Origin of the sequence: Pseudomonas sp. OV546 (genome assembly GCF_900116845.1) — a bacterium.
GTDB lineage: Bacteria > Pseudomonadota > Gammaproteobacteria > Pseudomonadales > Pseudomonadaceae > Aquipseudomonas > Aquipseudomonas petroselini.
In genome coordinates, this window is the sequence record NZ_FPCE01000001.1 from 213804 (window position 1) to 231596 (window position 17793).

General features: G+C 63.7%; 16 protein-coding genes. 14 read left to right on the top strand and 2 right to left on the bottom strand.

The window, feature by feature from the left end:
- Positions 1-2: 2 nt before the first annotated feature.
- Positions 3-2195 (bottom strand): TonB-dependent receptor, encoded by a 2193-nt coding sequence (locus tag BM403_RS01075; RefSeq protein WP_015884877.1) that lies wholly within the window; start codon positions 2193-2195, stop codon positions 3-5.
- 210 nt (positions 2196-2405) lie between these two features.
- On the opposite strand from BM403_RS01075, the gene BM403_RS01080 reads away from it, so the two are divergent.
- Together BM403_RS01080 and BM403_RS01085 are read left to right on the top strand one after the other, a co-directional pair.
- Positions 2406-3446, top strand: coding sequence for a LacI family DNA-binding transcriptional regulator (locus tag BM403_RS01080; protein WP_093541251.1), 1041 nt, complete (start codon positions 2406-2408; stop codon positions 3444-3446).
- A 62-nt stretch (positions 3447-3508) separates the two neighbouring features.
- Positions 3509-4129 carry a TetR/AcrR family transcriptional regulator gene (locus tag BM403_RS01085; protein ID WP_093541253.1) on the top strand — a complete coding sequence of 207 codons (621 nt, stop codon included), beginning with the start codon at positions 3509-3511 and terminating at the stop codon, positions 4127-4129.
- Between the two features lie 71 nt (positions 4130-4200).
- Here the strand turns inward: BM403_RS01085 and BM403_RS01090 are convergent, their stop codons facing one another.
- The gene (locus BM403_RS01090) at positions 4201-6951 is read right to left on the bottom strand and encodes a beta-glucosidase (protein WP_043205618.1); all 2751 of its coding nucleotides are present in this window, start codon (positions 6949-6951) and stop codon (positions 4201-4203) included.
- A gap of 507 nt (positions 6952-7458) precedes the next feature.
- Between BM403_RS01090 and BM403_RS01095 the strand changes: the two genes are divergently transcribed.
- From BM403_RS01095 to gspD, 12 genes are all read left to right on the top strand, one after another.
- Entirely contained in the window at positions 7459-7683 is a 225-nt protein-coding gene (locus BM403_RS01095; RefSeq protein ID WP_046035367.1) for a hypothetical protein, read from the top strand.
- A gap of 155 nt (positions 7684-7838) precedes the next feature.
- A complete protein-coding gene (gspE, locus tag BM403_RS01100; protein ID WP_015884872.1) occupies positions 7839-9569 on the top strand; it encodes a type II secretion system ATPase GspE in 1731 nt (576 codons plus the stop codon).
- Positions 9566-10768 (top strand): type II secretion system inner membrane protein GspF, encoded by a 1203-nt coding sequence (gene gspF, locus BM403_RS01105; RefSeq protein ID WP_093541255.1) that lies wholly within the window; start codon positions 9566-9568, stop codon positions 10766-10768. Before gspE ends, gspF begins: the two co-directional genes overlap by 4 nt.
- 20 nt (positions 10769-10788) lie before the next feature.
- Positions 10789-11214 (top strand): type II secretion system major pseudopilin GspG, encoded by a 426-nt coding sequence (gene gspG / locus BM403_RS01110; protein ID WP_015884870.1) that lies wholly within the window; start codon positions 10789-10791, stop codon positions 11212-11214.
- Positions 11215-11223: 9 nt separating this feature from the next.
- The gene (locus BM403_RS01115; RefSeq protein ID WP_015884869.1) at positions 11224-11655 is read left to right on the top strand and encodes a type II secretion system protein; all 432 of its coding nucleotides are present in this window, start codon (positions 11224-11226) and stop codon (positions 11653-11655) included.
- Complete coding sequence (locus BM403_RS01120; protein WP_015884868.1) at positions 11652-12014, top strand: prepilin-type N-terminal cleavage/methylation domain-containing protein; 363 nt, start codon at positions 11652-11654, stop codon at positions 12012-12014. The genes BM403_RS01115 and BM403_RS01120 overlap by 4 nt, the downstream gene beginning before the upstream one ends.
- Entirely contained in the window at positions 12011-12640 is a 630-nt protein-coding gene (locus BM403_RS01125) for a prepilin-type N-terminal cleavage/methylation domain-containing protein (protein WP_015884867.1), read from the top strand. Before BM403_RS01120 ends, BM403_RS01125 begins: the two co-directional genes overlap by 4 nt.
- The gene (locus BM403_RS01130; protein ID WP_093541257.1) at positions 12637-13362 is read left to right on the top strand and encodes a general secretion pathway protein GspK; all 726 of its coding nucleotides are present in this window, start codon (positions 12637-12639) and stop codon (positions 13360-13362) included. Before BM403_RS01125 ends, BM403_RS01130 begins: the two co-directional genes overlap by 4 nt.
- Positions 13359-14378: a type II secretion system protein GspL gene (locus BM403_RS01135; RefSeq protein ID WP_015884865.1), complete on the top strand. Its 1020-nt coding sequence runs from the start codon at positions 13359-13361 to the stop codon at positions 14376-14378. The genes BM403_RS01130 and BM403_RS01135 overlap by 4 nt, the downstream gene beginning before the upstream one ends.
- Positions 14353-14964, top strand: coding sequence for a type II secretion system protein GspM (gene gspM / locus BM403_RS01140; RefSeq protein WP_046035370.1), 612 nt, complete (start codon positions 14353-14355; stop codon positions 14962-14964). The genes BM403_RS01135 and gspM overlap by 26 nt, the downstream gene beginning before the upstream one ends.
- The gene (locus BM403_RS01145; RefSeq protein ID WP_015884863.1) at positions 14961-15485 is read left to right on the top strand and encodes a general secretion pathway protein GspN; all 525 of its coding nucleotides are present in this window, start codon (positions 14961-14963) and stop codon (positions 15483-15485) included. Before gspM ends, BM403_RS01145 begins: the two co-directional genes overlap by 4 nt.
- Positions 15482-17704 (top strand): type II secretion system secretin GspD, encoded by a 2223-nt coding sequence (gene gspD / locus BM403_RS01150; RefSeq protein WP_093541259.1) that lies wholly within the window; start codon positions 15482-15484, stop codon positions 17702-17704. The genes BM403_RS01145 and gspD overlap by 4 nt, the downstream gene beginning before the upstream one ends.
- Positions 17705-17793: the final 89 nt, after the last annotated feature.

Genomic DNA, 17793 nt, shown 5'->3' on the forward strand with positions numbered 1-17793 from the left:
GCTTAGAAATCCTTGCGCAGTTGCACGCCGAAGTAACGCTCATCGTCACGGGGTACGGCGCGGTAGATATAATTGCCGCCGCTGGCCAGCAGCGGCGAGTAGGACTTGTCCGCGAGGTTCTTGGCCAGGAATGCGACGCGCCAGCCCCTGCTGTAGTCGGCCAGGGCCACGCTGGCGTTCCAGATGCCATAGGCACCTTGTTGGGTGTCGACATTCTGGCTGATGTCGTACTGCACTTCACTCTGCCAGCTGTAGTCGGTGCCCAGTTCGATGTCCAGGCCGTTATCCAGCGGGATCGTGTAGTCGGCGCGCACGTAGCTTTTCCAGTCCGGGCTGAAGGGCAGCGGCTTGCCATTCACGTTGCAGGTTGCGGCGGCACCCGCGGGGCAGGCGAATTCGTCGATGCGCGCACGGGTGTAGGCCAGGGCGCCGGAGAGCTTGAGTTGCTGGGTGGCCTGCAAGGCGTAATCCAGCTCGACGCCTTCGGTGCTGACGCTGCCGGCGTTGATCAAGCGGGTCACCACTTGGCCGGCGACGGTGTCGAAGAAGTTGGCCTGGTAGTTGTCGTAGTCGCTGTGGAACACCGCCAGGTTGGTGGTCAGGCGGTTGTTCCAGGCGGTGGCCTTGATCCCGGCTTCCCAGGTATTGGAGGTCTCCGGCTTGAGCGCGTCGGTGTCACGCGGCTGCATGTTGAAGAACACGTTGTAGGCCGGGCCTTTGTAGCCGCGCGAGTAGGTGAGGTAGCTGGTGACGCTGTCAGTCAGGTCGTACTGCACGCCGAGGCGGCCGGACCAGCCGTCTTCGTCCACCGAGCCGGAACTGGAGGTGGCCGGTTGAATCCCGCTGACCGTCGTGGCCGAGGTGGAGGCGCGGCGGTGAGCGTATTTCAGGTCATCGTGGGTGTAACGCAGGCCGGCGATACCCCGAAAACGCGAGGTGAAGTTCAGTGTGGTTTCGCCGAAGACCGCGTAGCTGTCGTTGGTGGTGCTGTAGTCGGCGATGCCACGGTCGGTGCGTGTCGTGGTGGTCAGTGTGCGCTGGTAGGTTTCTTCGTCCTTGCCGTGCATGTAGAACAGGCCGCCGACGTACTCCAGGAATTCGCCCTTGGGCGAGGCCAGGCGCAGTTCCTGGGAGTACTGGTTGAAGTCCAGTTCGCCCTTGTCGGCGGTGCCAGGGAAGGCAGCGCTCACGGTACCGAGGCGGTCGCCGTCCTGGTATTGGGTGTTGTCCCAGCCGCGCCAGGCGGTGATCGAGGTCAGGGTGTAGTCGCCGAGGTTCCAGTCCAGCTGGGCGGATACACCCTTGTTGCTGTCTTCCACATGGCTGCGGGTATCGGTGTTGATGTCGCGGTTGTCGCTGGACGCTCGCACCGGGCTCAGGGCATTGCTGAACGCCGGGCTCAGGGACTTGCTGACCACGCCATTCGGCGCGTCGTCGTGGGACTGCATGTAGTCGGCGATCAGGGTCAGCTTCATGTCATCGTTGGGGGTGAACTCCAGCTTGCCGCGAATGCCTTTGTGGTTGTAGCCGTTGACCTCCTGGCCGTTGTGCGGATTGTCCACGTTGCCGTCGTAGCTGCCAAACAACGTACTGATCGAGCCCTTGAGCACGTCAGGTACCAGGCTGCCGCCGATGCCGAAGCGGGTGCGGCTTTCATTGCCGCTGTAGTACGACTGATCGATATAGCCGTGGGTCTCGGCGGTGGGCGCCTTGCTGGTGATATTCAGCACACCGGCCGAGGCGTTCTTGCCGAACAACGTGCCTTGCGGGCCGCGCAGCACTTCGATGCGCTCCAGGTCCAGCAGGTCGAGGGTGGCCTGGCCGGGGCGGGCGTAGACCACGCCGTCGATCACCGTGGCCACCGTCGGCTCGACGCCGGGGGAAGTGGAAATGGTGCCCACGCCGCGCACGAAGAGCGAGGTGTCCTTGTTCGACGCGCCGGTGCGGAAGTTCAGCGACGGCACCTGCTGGGCGATGCTCGCCACGCCGTTGCGGTTGTCCCGCTCCAGTTGTTCGCCGTCGAGCACGGACACCGCTACCGGGACTTTCTGCAGGGATTCTTCGCGGCGGGTGGCGGTGACGGTTACCGATTTGAGCGTGGGTTCCTGCTCGTCAGCGGCAAAGGCGCCGGGCACGGGGAGGGCGGTCAAACCCGCGAGCAGTAACAAATGAGTGTGTTTTGTGACGTTGTGCATGCTGTGTTTGCTCGAAAAGAATGCCCGGGTCCGCTGCGGTTCTTGCGACCGTCAGCGCATGTGAAAACTGTCGTGGGCATTCGCTTGAGCGAGTAGCAGACAGCGCGCTTTGTTAGCGCTAACATCGGCATTATTGGTAGCTCGGGTTTAGAGCGTCAAAGACTTAAAAATTATTCTTATATTCTTTTTGGTTGTTAGCAGGATTGTCCCGTGAGCGAAGATAAACCGCGCAAGCGCCGTGGCGCCGGGCGCGTCACCTTGAACACCGTGGCCCGCCAGGCCGGGGTGTCGGCGATCACCGTGTCGCGCTATTTCAACCAGCCGGAGCACGTCTCGTCCGAGCGTCGCGAGCGCATTGCCCAGGTGGTCGCCGAGCTGGGGTATGTGCCCAACCTGGTGGCCGGCGGCTTGGCCTCGGCGCGCGGGCGGATCGTGGCGATGGTGATCCCGAACATCTCGGGGCCGATCTTTGCCAATACTATCCAGGGGTTCAGCGACACCCTCAGTCGCCATGGCTATCAATTGCTGCTGGCGTCCAGTTACTTCAGCGCCGAACAGGAAGAAAGCGCGGTGCGCGCGTTCCTCGGCTGGTCGCCGGCAGCGCTGGTGCTGACCAGCCGCTTCCACAGCGCAGGCACTGAAAAGATGATCGCGGACGTGGATATCCCGGTGGTCGAAACCTGGGACTACGTGCCCGAACGCGCACCGCTGCAGATCGGTTTTTCCCACTACGACGTCGGTGTCAGTGCCGCGCACTACCTGCACGGCAAGGGCTACCGACGCATTGCCTTCGTGCAGAACAGCGCGGCGGGCGACTTCAGTGCACTGGAGCGGCGTGACGGCTTCGCCGCGACCCTGACCGAACTGGGTGTACAACCCTGGGTCTTCGCCCCGGACGCCGACCGCGCCCCGTTCGAAGCAGGCAAGCAAGCGATGGAAACCCTGATGAGCCACGCCACCCCGCCCGATGCGATCTTCTTCGCCAATGACAACCTGGCCGCCGGTGGTTTGCTGGCCGGCCAGCGCGCCGGGTTGAAGATCCCGCAGGACTGCGCCGTGCTCGGGTTTGGTGATTATCCGTTTGCCGAAATGCTGCTGCCGAGCCTCAGCACCATCAAGCCGCCTGCGCTGGAGATGGGTGTGCTGGCCGCGACGCGGGTGCTGGAAAGCCTGGGCGTGCTGGCGGTGAATGATGAGGTACAGCGCTTGAACTTGCTGGAGTGCCGCTTGATCGAACGGGAAAGCGCCTGAGCTTTATTTGCGGCTCGGGGGCAATTTGGATACGGTGAAAGCCTGCCCACAAGGATGTTCCTATGACCGAACCCGTCCCCAAGACCCGTCGCGCCCCAAAAGGTGAAAAGCGCCGTGAAGAGCTGCTGGACGCAGCCTTGCAGGTGTTTTCCCTGGAGGGCTACAGCGGCGCCTCGGTGGCAAAAGTGGCGGCCATCGTCGGTATTTCCGTTGCCGGTGTGCTGCACCACTTCCCCAGCAAAATTTCATTACTGATGGGCGTGCTGCAACGCCGCGACGAGGTCAATCAGCGGATTGCCGATGAAGTGCGCGCTGAAAAAACCCTGACCGGGTTGCTTGGCAGCCTGCGTGCGATCAACCGTTCGAACGCGACCGCGCCTGGGGTGGTGCGGGCGTTTACCATCTTGAATGCCGAAAGTCTGCTCGACACCCAGCCGGCCTGGGCGTGGTTCCAGGAACGTTACGCGGGCATCCAGCGGCGCTTGCAGGGGCAGTTTGCCGACCTGGTGGCGGCGGGGGAGGTGCGCAGCGATGTGGACATCGCCGGGCTGGTGGAAGAAATCCTGGCCATGATGGATGGCCTGCAGATCCAGTGGTTGCGCTTTCCCGCGCAAGTGGACCTGGTGGCGCGGTTCGACAGCTACATCGCACGGGTCGAAACGGCCATCAGAGTCCAAAAATAACGCGGCCCAAAATGTGGGAGGGAGCCAGCCGAATCGTCGCACCGCCCCTCCCGCACTAGACTGAGTCGGGATCAGTTGCCGGCAGCACTGCCCTGGCTGCTGTCATCGCTCATGTCATAGCCATCACCGTCGCTGGTGCCGCTATCCCCTTCATTTTGATGCAGCACGCCGCCAGTCTTCACCGTCGATTCACGCAGCGTCGAGTTGAGCGCCGAGCGCGGCAGCGGGTTGCTGGTGGTGGTCGACAGTTCCTGGCGGAACGGGTTGACCAGCTTGGCGTTCAGGCGAATATCCTGGGACGACGCGCCCACCGACAGATTGAAGCTGTCCGCATCCACCACCCACTGCTTGCTCGCCACGTCGTAGTAGGCCAGCGAGCGATCGTTGAGTTCGATGGTCACGCGCTTGCTTTCGCCCGGCTTCAGGAACACCTTCTTGTAGCCCTTGAGCTCCTTGATGGCGCGCTCGACTTTCGGGTTGTTCTGGCCCACGTACAACTCGGCCACTTCGGCGCCCGCGACCTTGCCGGTGTTGGACAGGTCGAACGACACCTTGATCGGCGCACCCGCCACCGCCACCCCAGGGGTCACGCTGATGTTGCTGTAGCCGAAGGTGGTGTACGACAAGCCATAACCGAACGGATAGAGCGGCTTGATGCCTTTCTTCTCGTAGCCGCGATAGCCCAGGAACAGGTCGTCCTTGTAGCTCATCTCGGCCAGGGTTTCCTGGTTGTCGAATTTCGGGAAGGTCGCGTAGATCGGGTTGTCTTCGATGTTGCGTTCGATACTGATCGGCAGCTTGGCCGACGGGTTGACCTTGCCCAGCAGGATCTCCGCCAGGGCCTGGCCGCCGTTTTGCCCAGGGTAGAACGCATGCAGCGCGGCCGGTACCTGGTCGATCCAGTCGCTCATCTTCAGCCCGGTACCGCCGTGCAGCGTGACCACGGTGTTCGGGTTGACCTTGGCGATGCTCTGGATCAGCAGGTTCTGGTATTCCGGCAGGTCGAAGCTGTGGTCGAAGCCTTCGCCTTCGTATTCATTGCTGTTACCGGCTGCCACCAGGACCGCGTCGTACTGCGCCAGGTCTTGCGGTGCCACCAGCGAAGCCCAGCTCATCTGCACGCCGACCAGGCCGCCCATGGTCGAGAGGTAGCCGTTACGACGCGAGTATTCCAGCTTGATATCGACGGGTTTGCCGGCTTCCAGGTTGACCTTGGCAAACACCGGGATGGTCGGCGGAATGCTGTTGTTCGGCAGCGGTTTGCCGTCGCCGTTGTCGAGGACTTTCTTACCGTTGACGTAGAGGCGCACGGCGCCGTCGGCGCGGATCTTGAACACCTGCTCGCCGCTGACGGTCGGGGTGATCTGGCCGCTGTAGCGGATCGAGGTGGCGGCGGTATCGCCGTTCACCGGCAGGGTATCGGTGGACCAGTCGAGGTCGACATGTGTGTCGGTACGGCTGGCCGCCGGGTCACCGGACCAGTTGGTGTTGCTGAAGAACTCGGTCTTCAAGCCTTTGGCGCTGTTGCCATTGCTGTCGGCATGGGTCCAGGTCGAAGTGGCCGGGTCCAGGGACAGCCCGTCGATAAACTCGACCTTGGCGCCCGGCGCCAGTTGCTGCAGACCGCTCAGCTCACTGATGTAGTTGGCGGCCATCACGTTGGCGCTACCGAAACCGGTAGGCGGCGCGTACTTGGCCAGGGTGCCGACCACGGCGATGCGCTTGACCTTCTTCGCGTCCAGCGGCAGCAGGCTGTTCTGGTTCTTCAGCAGCACGATGCCTTCACGGGCGGCGTTCAGGGCCACACGGTTGCTGGTGGCGCTGTTCATGTTGTGGCTGGTCAACGGCGCCTTGCTGTCGAATTTGTACAGATAGATCTGCTTGAGGATGCGCCGCACCTTGTCATCGATGGTCGCGCTGCTCAGCTCGCCGCTGTCCAGGTAAGGCTTGAGGATGGTGCTGTTCATCTGGTAGCCCATCATGTCCAGGTCGGTACCGGCCTGCGCCGCCGGCAACCCGTTGACCACCGCGTTGTAGTCGCTCTGCACGAAGCCTGGGTAGCCCCATTCGGTCTTGAGGATGTCGCGCATCAGGTGTTTGTTCTGGCAGGCGAACTCGCCGTTCACCTTCTGGAACGCGCACATCATCATCGCGACTTTGCTGTTCTTCGACGCGGACTCGAACGGCGGCAGGGTCATCTCGCGCAGGACGCGTTCGCTGATGATTTCATCGAGGTGGAAGCGGTTGCTTTCCTGGTCGTTGGCGGCGAAATGCTTGGCGTTGGCCCACACACCGCGCGATTGAATGCCGTTGATCACCGCCGGCCCGAGGCTGGCGCCGAGGAACGGGTCTTCGCCGGACAAATACTCGAACGCACGGCCGCTGTACGGCATGCGGTACAGGTTCACGCCTGGCCCGGTGACGAACTGATAACCACCGCTGGCGGTGTCATAGCCCAGGGCACGGCCGAGGTCGATGGCGCGGCGCGGGTTCCAGCTGGCGGCCAGGTTCGGCCCGGACGGGTACACCACGCCCTGCGCGTTGCCCTCGCTGGTGTAACGCACGCCCACGCCGCCATCGGCGCCGTGAATCTGCGGGATGCCGTACTGAGTCAGTGGCTTGACGTCCCAGCCACCGGTGCCGCCGATGTAGGCGAGTTTTTCTTCCATGGTCATCTTCGCCAGGGTCTTATCCGCGGCCTTTTCTGCACGGCTTACCCGGCCTTCATCCAGGGCCGGGCTCGTGGCCGCGTGCACCTGGGACACGGCCAGTGCCAGCAGGGCGAATGCCGACTGCGCACCGATCATTTTGCGTTTATTCATGGGTCTCTCCGACAACTGTTCAGTAAACATGGCGCGCCGAGAAGTGCGTGTTGCAATGCACGCTCGTCACTTTTTTCTGGGCAATAGTTGCCCGTGAGCGCAATTTTTAACCGATGGCTAATTGCAACTATTTGGCGAAATTCGCAGTTTTATAAGTGTAATAATTATATGAGTTGTTATTGTAAGTAGTGTCTAAGCGATATCACGAGATGGCATTTTGAACCGCGAAAACGGCATAATTAAGGCAATTCTTGCGGTTATAAGTCAAACGAAAGCTAATTTTTGCGTGAAATAAGAAATAATTTCTTACGTTCAGGAACTAAGGCTAAACCTACCAGTCGATTGGTTTAAGAAAAATCATCGTGCATGGCGAACTAGTGGCATTGCTCGGTAGTTCTAAAGTGCCATGTTTACACAAGCTGTCATACACAACGCTTTGGTGTAGGGTCTTGATTGAGTTCAAGGCGCCACTTGGGCTATCTGCTGTTTTTGATCTGGAGAAAGTTGATGAAGATTTCCCTTTTGGGTGCTGGTGTTGTACTGGGCGTTGCGCTAAGTGGCGCGGCGATGGCGGCTGATGCCACCGACGCGGATGCCAAGTCAGGCGCCGCTGATTCCACCGTGCTGACCCAGAGCCACGATGCCAAGGCTGCCAAGAAGCAGAAGACCGAAACCACCAAAGGCGGGCGGCCGCTGAACAGCAGCCAGGCCGCGCCGAAGACCTCGAACTAGCGGGGAAACGCGGTCCCCTGTGGGAGGGGGCTTGCCCCCGATAGCGGTGTATCAGCCGGTGCATGCGGCAGCTGGTCCACCGCTATCGGGAGCAAGCCCCCTCCCACAAGGGTTTCCCATAGCCCTTTAGAACATCGCCCCTCAGATAGTTACCCATGCCCAGCGCCTCAACGCCCCTCGATGCCTGCCAATTGCACATCCCGCACACCGAACAGGTCTGCGCGTGGCTGATGCAGCACGCTGGCTTGAAAACCGTTGACCTGGAGCGCGCCCGACGCCTGTCCCAAGAGTCGGATGACCCCGAATTGCTCGGCCTGCTGACTCGCCTGGGACTTGTCTCCGAAGTGGAACTGGCCCGCGCCTGGGCCGACCTGCTCGGCGCGCCGCTGCTGCTGGCCGATGCCGCGCCACCCTTGCTGGACCCCTTGCCCTCACTGACCGAGCGCTTCATGCGTCACTACCAAGTGGTGCCCGTGGGCTGGAGCCAGGGCGGCCTGCGCGTGCTGGCCGCCAACCCATCGCTGGTGTACCCGTTCCAGGCCCTGGCCTATGCCTGCGGCGTGCCGGTGTGGCTGGCCGTGGGCCCGCGCAATGAAGTCGAAACCCTGATCGAGCGCTACTACGGCCAGGGCCGTTCGGCCATGGGCACGCTGATCGAAAACCTCGATGAGCAGGGCGGTGCGCTGGAAGACATCGAACACCTCAAGGACATGGCCTCCGAAGCGCCAGTGATTCGCCTGGTCAACCTGATCCTGCAGCGTGCGGTGGAACACCGCGCCTCGGACATTCATATCGAACCGTTCGAAAACCAGCTCAAGGTGCGCTACCGCATCGACGGCGTGCTGCACGAGGCCGAAGCGCCGCCGTCCAGTTCGTCGGCGGCGGTGATTTCGCGGGTGAAGATCATGGCGCGCCTGGACATTGCCGAGCGGCGCCTGCCCCAGGACGGGCGCATCATGCTGCGCATCCAGGGCAAGGAACTCGACTTGAGGGTGTCCACGGTACCCACCAGTTTTGGCGAGTCAGTGGTCATGCGTTTGCTCGACCGCCAGACCGTGCAGTTCGATTTCCAGAGCCTGGGGTTCGACGGCCAGCGCCTGGAAACTTTCCTGGAAGTGCTTGAACGGCCCCACGGCATCCTGCTCGTCACCGGGCCCACCGGCTCGGGCAAGACCACCACGCTCTACACGGCGCTGTCGCGGCTCAACACCGCTGAGCGCAAGATCATCACCGTCGAAGACCCGGTGGAATACCAGCTCGAAGGCATCAACCAGATCCAGGTCAAGCCGGCCATCGGCCTGGACTTTGCCGGCGCGCTGCGCTCCATCGTGCGCCAGGACCCGGACGTGATCATGATCGGTGAAATCCGCGACCTGGAAACCTGCCGTATCGCCATCCAGTCTTCCCTCACCGGCCACCTGGTGCTCTCGACCCTGCACACCAACAGCGCGGCGGCGAGTATCACCCGTCTGCTGGACATGGGCGTGGAAAGCTACCTGATCGCCTCGACCGTCAATGGCATCCTCGCCCAACGCCTGGTGCGGCGCCTCGACCCGGCCACCCGCGAAGCCTTCGAAGCCCCCGCCGAGTTGATCGCCGAACATGGCCTGGATCGGTTTACCGAGCAGCGCCCGATCCTGCTTTATCGCCCGCGCGCCGATGCGCCGGGCGGTGGCTACCACGGCCGCAGCGCGATCACCGAACTGCTGGTGATGAACGACGAACTGCGCAGCCTGCTGATGCGCCAGGCCGACGCCGCCACCCTCGAACAGGCCGCCCGCCGAGGTGGCCTGCGCACCTTGCATGAAGAGGGCCTGCGCCAAGCCGTGGCGGGTGTTACCTCCCTTGAAGAAGTGCTGCGCGTCACCCGTGGAGAGGGCGCGTGAGCCTGTTCAAATACCGCGCCCTCGACAGCCAGGGCCAAGCGCAAAACGGCACCCTGGAAGCCAAGGACCAGGACGCTGCCGTCGCCGCGCTGCACAAACGCGGTTTGCTGCTGTTGCAGATCGAGGTGGCGGGCGCCCAGGGGCTGCGCAAGGCCTTCGGCCGTGGCCAACTGAACGGCGCGGCGCTGGTCAGTTTCACCCAGCAACTGGCCACGCTATTGGGCGCCGGCCAACCGCTGGAACGCTCCCTGGGCATCCTGCTCAAGCAGCCCGGCCAGCCGCAGACCCGCGCGTTGATCGAGCGCATCCGCGAACAGGTCAAGGCCGGCCAGCCGTTATCCAAGGCGCTGGAGGAGGAGGGCGACCAGTTCTCCCCGCTGTACTTGAGCATGGTCCGCGCCGGCGAGGCGGGCGGTGCCCTGGAAGACACGCTGCGCCAGCTCAGCGATTACCTGGAGCGCAGCCAGTTGCTCCGGGGCGAAGTGATCAACGCGCTGATCTACCCCACGTTCCTGGTGGTGGGCGTGCTCGGTTCGCTCGCGCTGTTGCTGGCCTACGTGGTGCCGCAGTTCGTGCCGATCTTCAAGGATCTGGGCGTGCCAATTCCGCTGATCACCGAAGTGATTCTGGGCCTCGGCCAATTCCTCGGTGCCTACGGCCTGGCGGTGTTGGCCGGGTTGATTGTCGGCGCATGGACCCTGGTTGCACGCCTGCGTGATCCCCAGCGCCGTGAGCGCTATGACCGCCGCGTATTGGGCATCCGCATTCTTGGGCCGCTGCTGCAGCGGGTCGAAGCCGCACGCCTGGCGCGCACCCTTGGCACCTTGCTCAGCAACGGTGTGGCGCTGCTGCAAGCGCTGGTGATCGCCCGGCAGGTGTGCACCAACCGCGCGCTGCAGGCGCAAGTCGCCCAGGCCGCCGAATCCGTCAAAGGCGGCGGCACGTTGGCCAGCGCCTTCGGCAGCGAACCCTTGCTGCCGGACCTGGCGTTGCAAATGATTGAAGTCGGCGAACAGGCCGGCGAACTCGACAGCATGCTGCTCAAGGTCGCCGACGTGTTCGACGTCGAGGCCAAACGCGGCATCGACCGCCTGCTCGCCGCGCTGGTGCCGTCCCTGACCGTGGTCATGGCGGTGCTGGTGGCGGTGATCATGCTGGCGATCATGCTGCCGCTGATGAGCCTGACCAGCAATATATGAACCCTTAAGGAAACAAGCTGATGCGTCCTACCCGATTCAAGCCTGCCCGCCGCCAGGGCGGTTTTACCCTGCTGGAAATGCTCGCCGTGATCGTGCTGCTGGGCATCGTCGCGACCATCGTGGTACGCCAGGTCGGCGGCAATGTGGACAAGGGCAAGTACGGTGCGGGCAAAGCGCAACTGGCGAGCCTGAGCATGAAGATCGAAAGCTATGGCCTGGACGTCGGCTCGCCGCCCAAGACCCTGCAGCAACTGGTCGAAAAGCCCGGCAACAGCGCCGGCTGGGCCGGGCCGTACGCCAAGCCCTCAGACCTCAAGGACCCGTTCGGCCATGCCTTCGGCTACCGCTTCCCCGGTGAGCACGGTGCGTTCGACCTGATCTTCTACGGTCAGGACGGCCAACCCGGCGGCGAAGGCTACAGCGCCGACCTGGGCAACTGGGAATAACCCGCGACCATGCCCAACCTCCAACGCGGCTTTACCCTGCTGGAAATGCTGGTGGTGATCGTCTTGATCAGCATCGCGGCCGGGTTGGTGGGGTTTGGCCTGCAACAAGGCCTGCGTGCCGCAAAAGAGCGCCAGGCTGTCGGGCAGATAGTCGAGGCGCTGCGCAGCACGCGGGCGCGGGCGATTGTCAGCGGCACCGCCCAAAGCACCGTGTTCGACTTGCGTCAGCAAAGCTTCCAGGCTCCGGGCCGCCCGTTGAAACACTGGCCGGCCGACCTGCACGTGACCCTGCACACCGCAGAACAGGCCGGCTCGGCGGTGGCGTTCTACGCCGATGGCAGCTCCACCGGTGGCAACCTGCTGCTGGCGAATGGCAGCCGGCGTTGGCGCATCGACATCGGCTGGCTCACCGGCAGTGTGCAGTCCAAGGCGCTGCCATGAAGCATCAAGGCGGTTTCACCCTGCTGGAAATGCTTGCGGCGCTGGTGCTTATGGCGATCTGCAGCAGCGTGTTGCTGGTCGCGTTCGGCCAGAGCGCGCGCTCGTTGTTGCAAGTTGCCCATAGCGACCGGCTCACCCATGCCGCCGTCAGCGTGATGGACCAGGAAGGCGCGGGGCCCTTGGCCAACGGCGTGCGCCAGGGCGAACTGGACGGCATCGACTGGCAGCTGCGCATCGCCCAGCAGCCCACCCGTATCGGTCAGCCGCAGCTGTTTCGCCTTGATCTCAGCGTCAGCGAAGGCCCGCGCCAGGCGCACTTCAGCACGTTGAAACTGCGCGCTGCCGGGGCCGGATTGTGAAGCGGCATCAGCAGGGCTTTACCTTGCTCGAGGTGATGATCGTGCTGAGCCTGCTCGGCGTGCTGCTGACCCTGGTCGGTGGCGCGTTGCTGGGGGCCAATCGGGCGGTGCTCAAGGCCCAGCGCTATACGGTCAGCCTGGATGAAATGCGCGCCGCGCAGCAGTTTTTGCGCACCGCCATCAGCGAGGCACTGCCGCTGGATGTGACCGAGGACGACAGCCAGGTCGACGGCTTTTTCGCCGGCAGCCCGCAGCGCATGCAGTTTGTCGCGACCTTGCCCGGCGTGCTCGGTGGCGGGATTCAGCGCTTCACGCTGCAGTTGGTGGGGCCGGAATCGCAGCGCGAACTGCAAGTCGCGTTCGCACGGTTTGAGTCCCAGGCGCAAGTGAGCGTGCCGGCGTCGCGCAGTGAGCCGCAGGTGTTGTTGAAAGACGTTGAGGATGTGCAATTCAGCTATCGCGGCCTGTCGCCCAAAGGCCAACCCACCGGCTGGATCAGCGAATGGCCGTGGACCAAGCGCCTGCCTTACGCGGTGCGGATCGACGCGCGAGTGAATGGGCCGGTGCCCTGGGTGACCCAGGTGGTTGCCCTGCGCCTGAACTTGTCGGGCGGGGCGCCCGAATGATCAAGCATCAACGTGGCGTTGCCCTGTTGCTGGTGCTGTGGGTGCTGGCTTTGCTCAGCCTGTTGCTGGGCGGTCTGGCCGGTTGGGTGCAACTGGAAACGCGCCAGGCCGCCTGGCACCGCCAGCACACCCAGGCGGTGCTGGCTGCCGAGGCGGGCGTGGCGCTCGCGATGCAAGGTCTGCTCGACCCCTTGCAGCACAAGCAATGGATAGCCGACGGGCGTGAGATTTCGCGGGTATTTGATGACACGCAACTGCACGTCAGCCTGCGCAGCGAGCGCGGCAAGTTGTATTTGAACAGCGCCGAGGTCGGCGATTTCGCCCGCCTGGCCTTGGCCTGCGGTGCGACTCAAAGCCAGGCCAACCAGCTCGCCAAAGCCCTGGAAGTGCGCCGTAACCAGGGCCTGGCGCCGTTTCGAGTAGTGGAAGAAGTGCGTCAACTGCCGGGCATGACCCAGGCGCTGTACAGCGAATTGGTGCCCGAGATCAGCCTGTGGAGCGGCCTGGACCGACCCGATCCGGCCTTCGCCAGTGCGTTGATGCGCCGCGCGCTGAACCTGCCGCACCAGAGCGCGGTGGGGGCCGATGCTGGCGAAGTGCTGGTGGTCAGCAGCCGCGCGCAACGTCCCGGCGGTTACCACGCCCAGGTGCAAGCCACCGTGTTATTGAGCCCCGCGCAAGGCAGCGCACAACCTTATCGAGTCCTACGTTGGCAAGAATGAATAAGTACCTGGAGCCCGTCATGCAACGCTGGCGCGGCAGCCTGCTGCAACTGGGCTGGCGCCTGTGGCTCAAGGAGTTGCGCGGCTGCCTGCCGGCCTGGCTGTCGTTCGCCGATATCCCCGAGCATGTCTATGCCTGGCCGCTGACCGTGCCGGTCGAACAGCACCCCGGCGAAGCGCGCCACGTGCTGGTGCTACCGCCTGAAACGGTGCTGGTGCAAACCCTGCAATTGCCCCCGGCCGCGGCGCGTAACCTGTCGACGGTCGTCGGCTATGAACTGGACCGCTTCACGCCGTTCGACGCTGCCCAACTGTACTTTGTCGCGCGTCAGGAACGCCGTACGCCGACGCACTTGCACGTCACGCTGGTGGCGATCCTGCGTGAGCGCCTCGACCAGATCCTCAATGACTGCGCCGCCCTCGGCTTGCAGCCCCATGCCGTGGATGTGGCGGATGCGACGGGCGCGCCAATGGGCATCGACTTGCTGCCGGCACCGTTGCGCCCCCGCCAGCGCCCCCAGGGCAAGGGCCTGCAACGCAGCTTGCCATGGCTGTGCGGCGCCTTGCTGATTGCCGCGATGCTGCTGTGGCTCAATGACCGTCAGCGCGTGCTCGATGCCATGCAGCAGAGCGTGCGCGAACAGAAAGCCCAGGTCGCCGAGGTCCAGGCCCTGCGCCAGCAATTGCTCAATACCCGGGGCGCCGCCCAGTACCTGATCCGCCGCAAGGCCGCGCAACCGCCGTTGGCGGCGCTGCTCAACGAGCTGACCGCCTGCCTGCCGTCCGACACCTGGCTCGACCAATTGGAAGTCAACGACGGCGCCGACGTGTCCTTCTCCGGGCAAAGCGCCAAGGCCAGCGCGCTGATCACTCGGATCAAGGGCTGCCACAGCCTGGAAAATGCCCAGTTCGAAGGGGTGATCCAACCCGATGCGCAAACCGGCAAGGATCAGTTTTCCTTGCGCGCCCACCTGCACCAGGAGGCCGCCGATGCGCCGACCACTGACACCCCGTGAACGCCGTGGTGCGGCGTTGATCGTCCTGGCCCTGGTGCTTGGCGCCGGTTACTGGCTGTTGATCGACAGCTGGTTCGCCGGCCCCTTGCGCAGCATGGGCGAGCAGGCCGAACAGTTACGTGAACAGCAGCAACGCTACGCCGGCCTGTTGCGCCAAGGCGATAGCCTGCGCCAACAGCTGGAGCAGGCGCGCCAGGACCCGGCCAGCAGCACCAGCTTATTGCCCGGCGATGACCCCAGCGCCGTGGCAGCCGACCTGATGCAACGCATCGCCGACCTGATCAACAGCCGCGCCAGCCTGGGCGGCGGTTGCAGTCTGACGCAGCGCATGCCCATCACCCCGGAGCAGGACGATGCCGAGCCCTATCGCCAAGTCAAAGTCAGCCTGACCCTCAATTGCGCCATCGAACCCCTGACCGCGATCCTGCATGAACTGGAGTACCAGCGGCCGTTTCTGTTTGTCGATGAGATGAGCATCCGCCGCCCGCCGAACGCACCGGCCAGCGGTGGTGCCGGGCAACTGGTGGTGCACCTGTTGGTGCGCGGCTACCTGCAACCGGCCACGGCCCGGCAGGTGCAGCGATGATCAATGCATTGCGTCCCCTGGAATGGCTGTTGCTCAGTGTGGCCGGGCTGTTGGGCCTGCTGATGGTCGGCATCCTCAGCAGCATCGGCGATGCGCCGCAATGGCTGCCGGCGCCCGAACCCGATGCGCGCGCCACTGCGGCCGCCAAGGCACTGGTGGCGCCGAACGCGACCCTGGAAAGCCTGGCCGGCACCTGGCAAGCGCCGCTGTTCAGTCCCGACCGCAGCCCCGACCGCGCGGTGGGCCAGGCGGCAGTTTCCAGCCTGTCGAGCCTGACGCTGACCGGCATCGTGCTGGATGGCGACCTGCGCGTGGCCCTGCTCAAACGCGCCGACGGCCCGCCGCTCAAAGTCCGCCAGGGCCAGACCCTGCCCAACGGCTGGCGCCTGGAACACCTCACACCCCGCGATGCCCGCTTTGCGCTGGACGGCCGCACACAAACCCTGAGCCTGCGCGCCTTGCGTTTGCCGCCGCCGTCCACCACACCCCCGATTACCCTTCCTCACGAGTCCACCCCTTGATCGATACATTCCCTGGCGCCTTGCGCACCATCGTGTTGTGCCTCGCTACCGCCGTTTCCCTCGGTGGCTGCGGGACATTCCCTGAGCATCTCGACCCGGACGAGGCCCTGTTGCATGAGGCGATGCAGGGCACCGGTTCGCAACGTCCGCCCGTGGACCCGGCCAGCGAACAGGCGCCGGTCGACAGCGGCCAACCCCAGGCCAAGACGCCGCCGCAACGCCAATTGATTCGCGGCAACCAACAGTTCGTGCGTGCGCCATCCGCGGCGCCGGCGGGGAAGGAGGAGGGCGCTGGCGACATCGTGTTCAACTTCGCCGACCAGCCGATCGAAGCGGTGATCAACAGCGTGATGGGCGACCTGCTTCACGAGAACTACAGCATCGCCCAGGGCGTGAAGGGCAACGTGAGCTTTTCCACCTCCAAACCGGTGAACAAGCAGCAGGCCCTGTCGATTCTGGAGACCCTGTTGTCGTGGACCGACAACGCGATGATCAAGCAGGGCAACCGTTATGTCATCCTGCCGGCCAACCAGGCGGTGGCGGGCAAGCTGGTGCCGGAGATGCGTGTGTCGCAGCCCTCCAGTGGTTTGTCGGCGCGCCTGTTTCCGCTGCGCTATATCTCGGCCACCGAGATGCAGAAGCTGCTCAAGCCGTTCGCCCGCGAAAACGCCTTCCTGCTGGTGGACCCGGCGCGTAATGTGCTGAGCCTGGCCGGCACCCCCGAGGAACTGGCCAACTACCAGGACACCATCGACACCTTCGATGTGGACTGGCTCAAAGGCATGTCGGTGGGTGTGTTCGGCCTGCAACGCGCCTCGGTGGCCGAGCTGATGCCCGAGCTGCAAAAAATGTTCGGCCCCGACAGCGGCATGCCGCTGGCGGGCATGGTGCGTTTTTTGCCGATCGAGCGGACCAACTCGGTGGTGGCGATCTCGTCGCAGCCGCAGTACCTCAGCGAAGTCGGTGACTGGATCCACACCATCGACGAAGGCGGCGGCAACGAGCCGCAGATGTACGTCTACGACGTGCGCAACATGAAAGCCACCGACCTGGCCAAGTACCTGCGGCAGATCTACGGCACGGGCGCAATCAAGGACGACACCCCGGCCAAAGTCGCCCCCGGCCTGCGCACTGCGACCTTGTCTTCGCCCGGCACCAACAGCACCTCCGGCAGCACGCCGGGTGGCCTGAGTAACATCCTCAACAACAACCAGCCTGCCGCTGAGGATGAGGAGCAAGCGCCCGACGCCGAGCAGGACGACGCCGAACAGGGCGCCACCGAAGACGCCCCAACCAAAAGCCTCGACGCCGGCACGCGTATCACCGCGCAGAAAAGCAGTAACCAACTGCTGGTACGCACCCGTCCGGTGCAGTGGAAAGAGATCGAATCGGCGATCAAACGCCTCGACAACCCGCCGCTGCAAGTGCAGATCGAGACGCGCATCCTCGAGGTCAAACTCACCGGCGAACTGGACCTTGGGGTGCAGTGGTACCTGGGTCGCCTGGCCGGCAATTCCACCAGCACCACCGTGGGCAACACCGCCGGCAGCCAAGGCGCGTTGGGCGGTGGCGGGGCAGGTCTGGGGGCGGCGGATTCGTTGTTCTATTCGTTCGTCAGTTCCAACCTGCAAGTGGCCTTGCACGCCCTCGAAACCAATGGCCGCACCCAAGTACTGTCGGCGCCGTCGCTGGTGGTGATGAACAACCAGCCGGCGCAGATTCAGGTGGGGGACAACATTCCCATCAGCCAGACCACGGTGAATACCGGCACCTCCGACACCACCTTGAGCAGCGTCGAGTATGTGCAGACTGGGGTGATCCTCGATGTGGTGCCGCGGATCAATCCGGGTGGCCTGGTGTACATGGATATTCAGCAGCAGGTCAGTGACGCGCAGGACCAGGCGTCTTCGAGTAATGACACGCAGAATAACCCGCGCATCTCCACGCGTTCGGTGTCGACCCAAGTGGCGGTGCAAAGCGGGCAGACGGTGCTGCTGGGGGGGTTGATCAAGCAGGACAACGCCGAGAGTGTCAGTGCGGTGCCTTACCTTGGGAGGATCCCGGGGTTGCGGTGGTTGTTTGGGAATACCAGTAAGTCCAAGGATCGGACGGAGTTGATTGTGTTGATTACGCCTAGGGTGATTACCAGCAGCAGCCAGGCGCGGCAGGTGACGGATGATTATCGGCAGCAGATGCAGTTGTTGAAGCCGGGGGGGTGAGAGGTTGTGTGCATATCCGTTATTTGGGTAACGGCGGCTATGGGTTCCGCTCTTACAGCGGGTCACTTTTGGAAGAGCGCCAAAAGTAA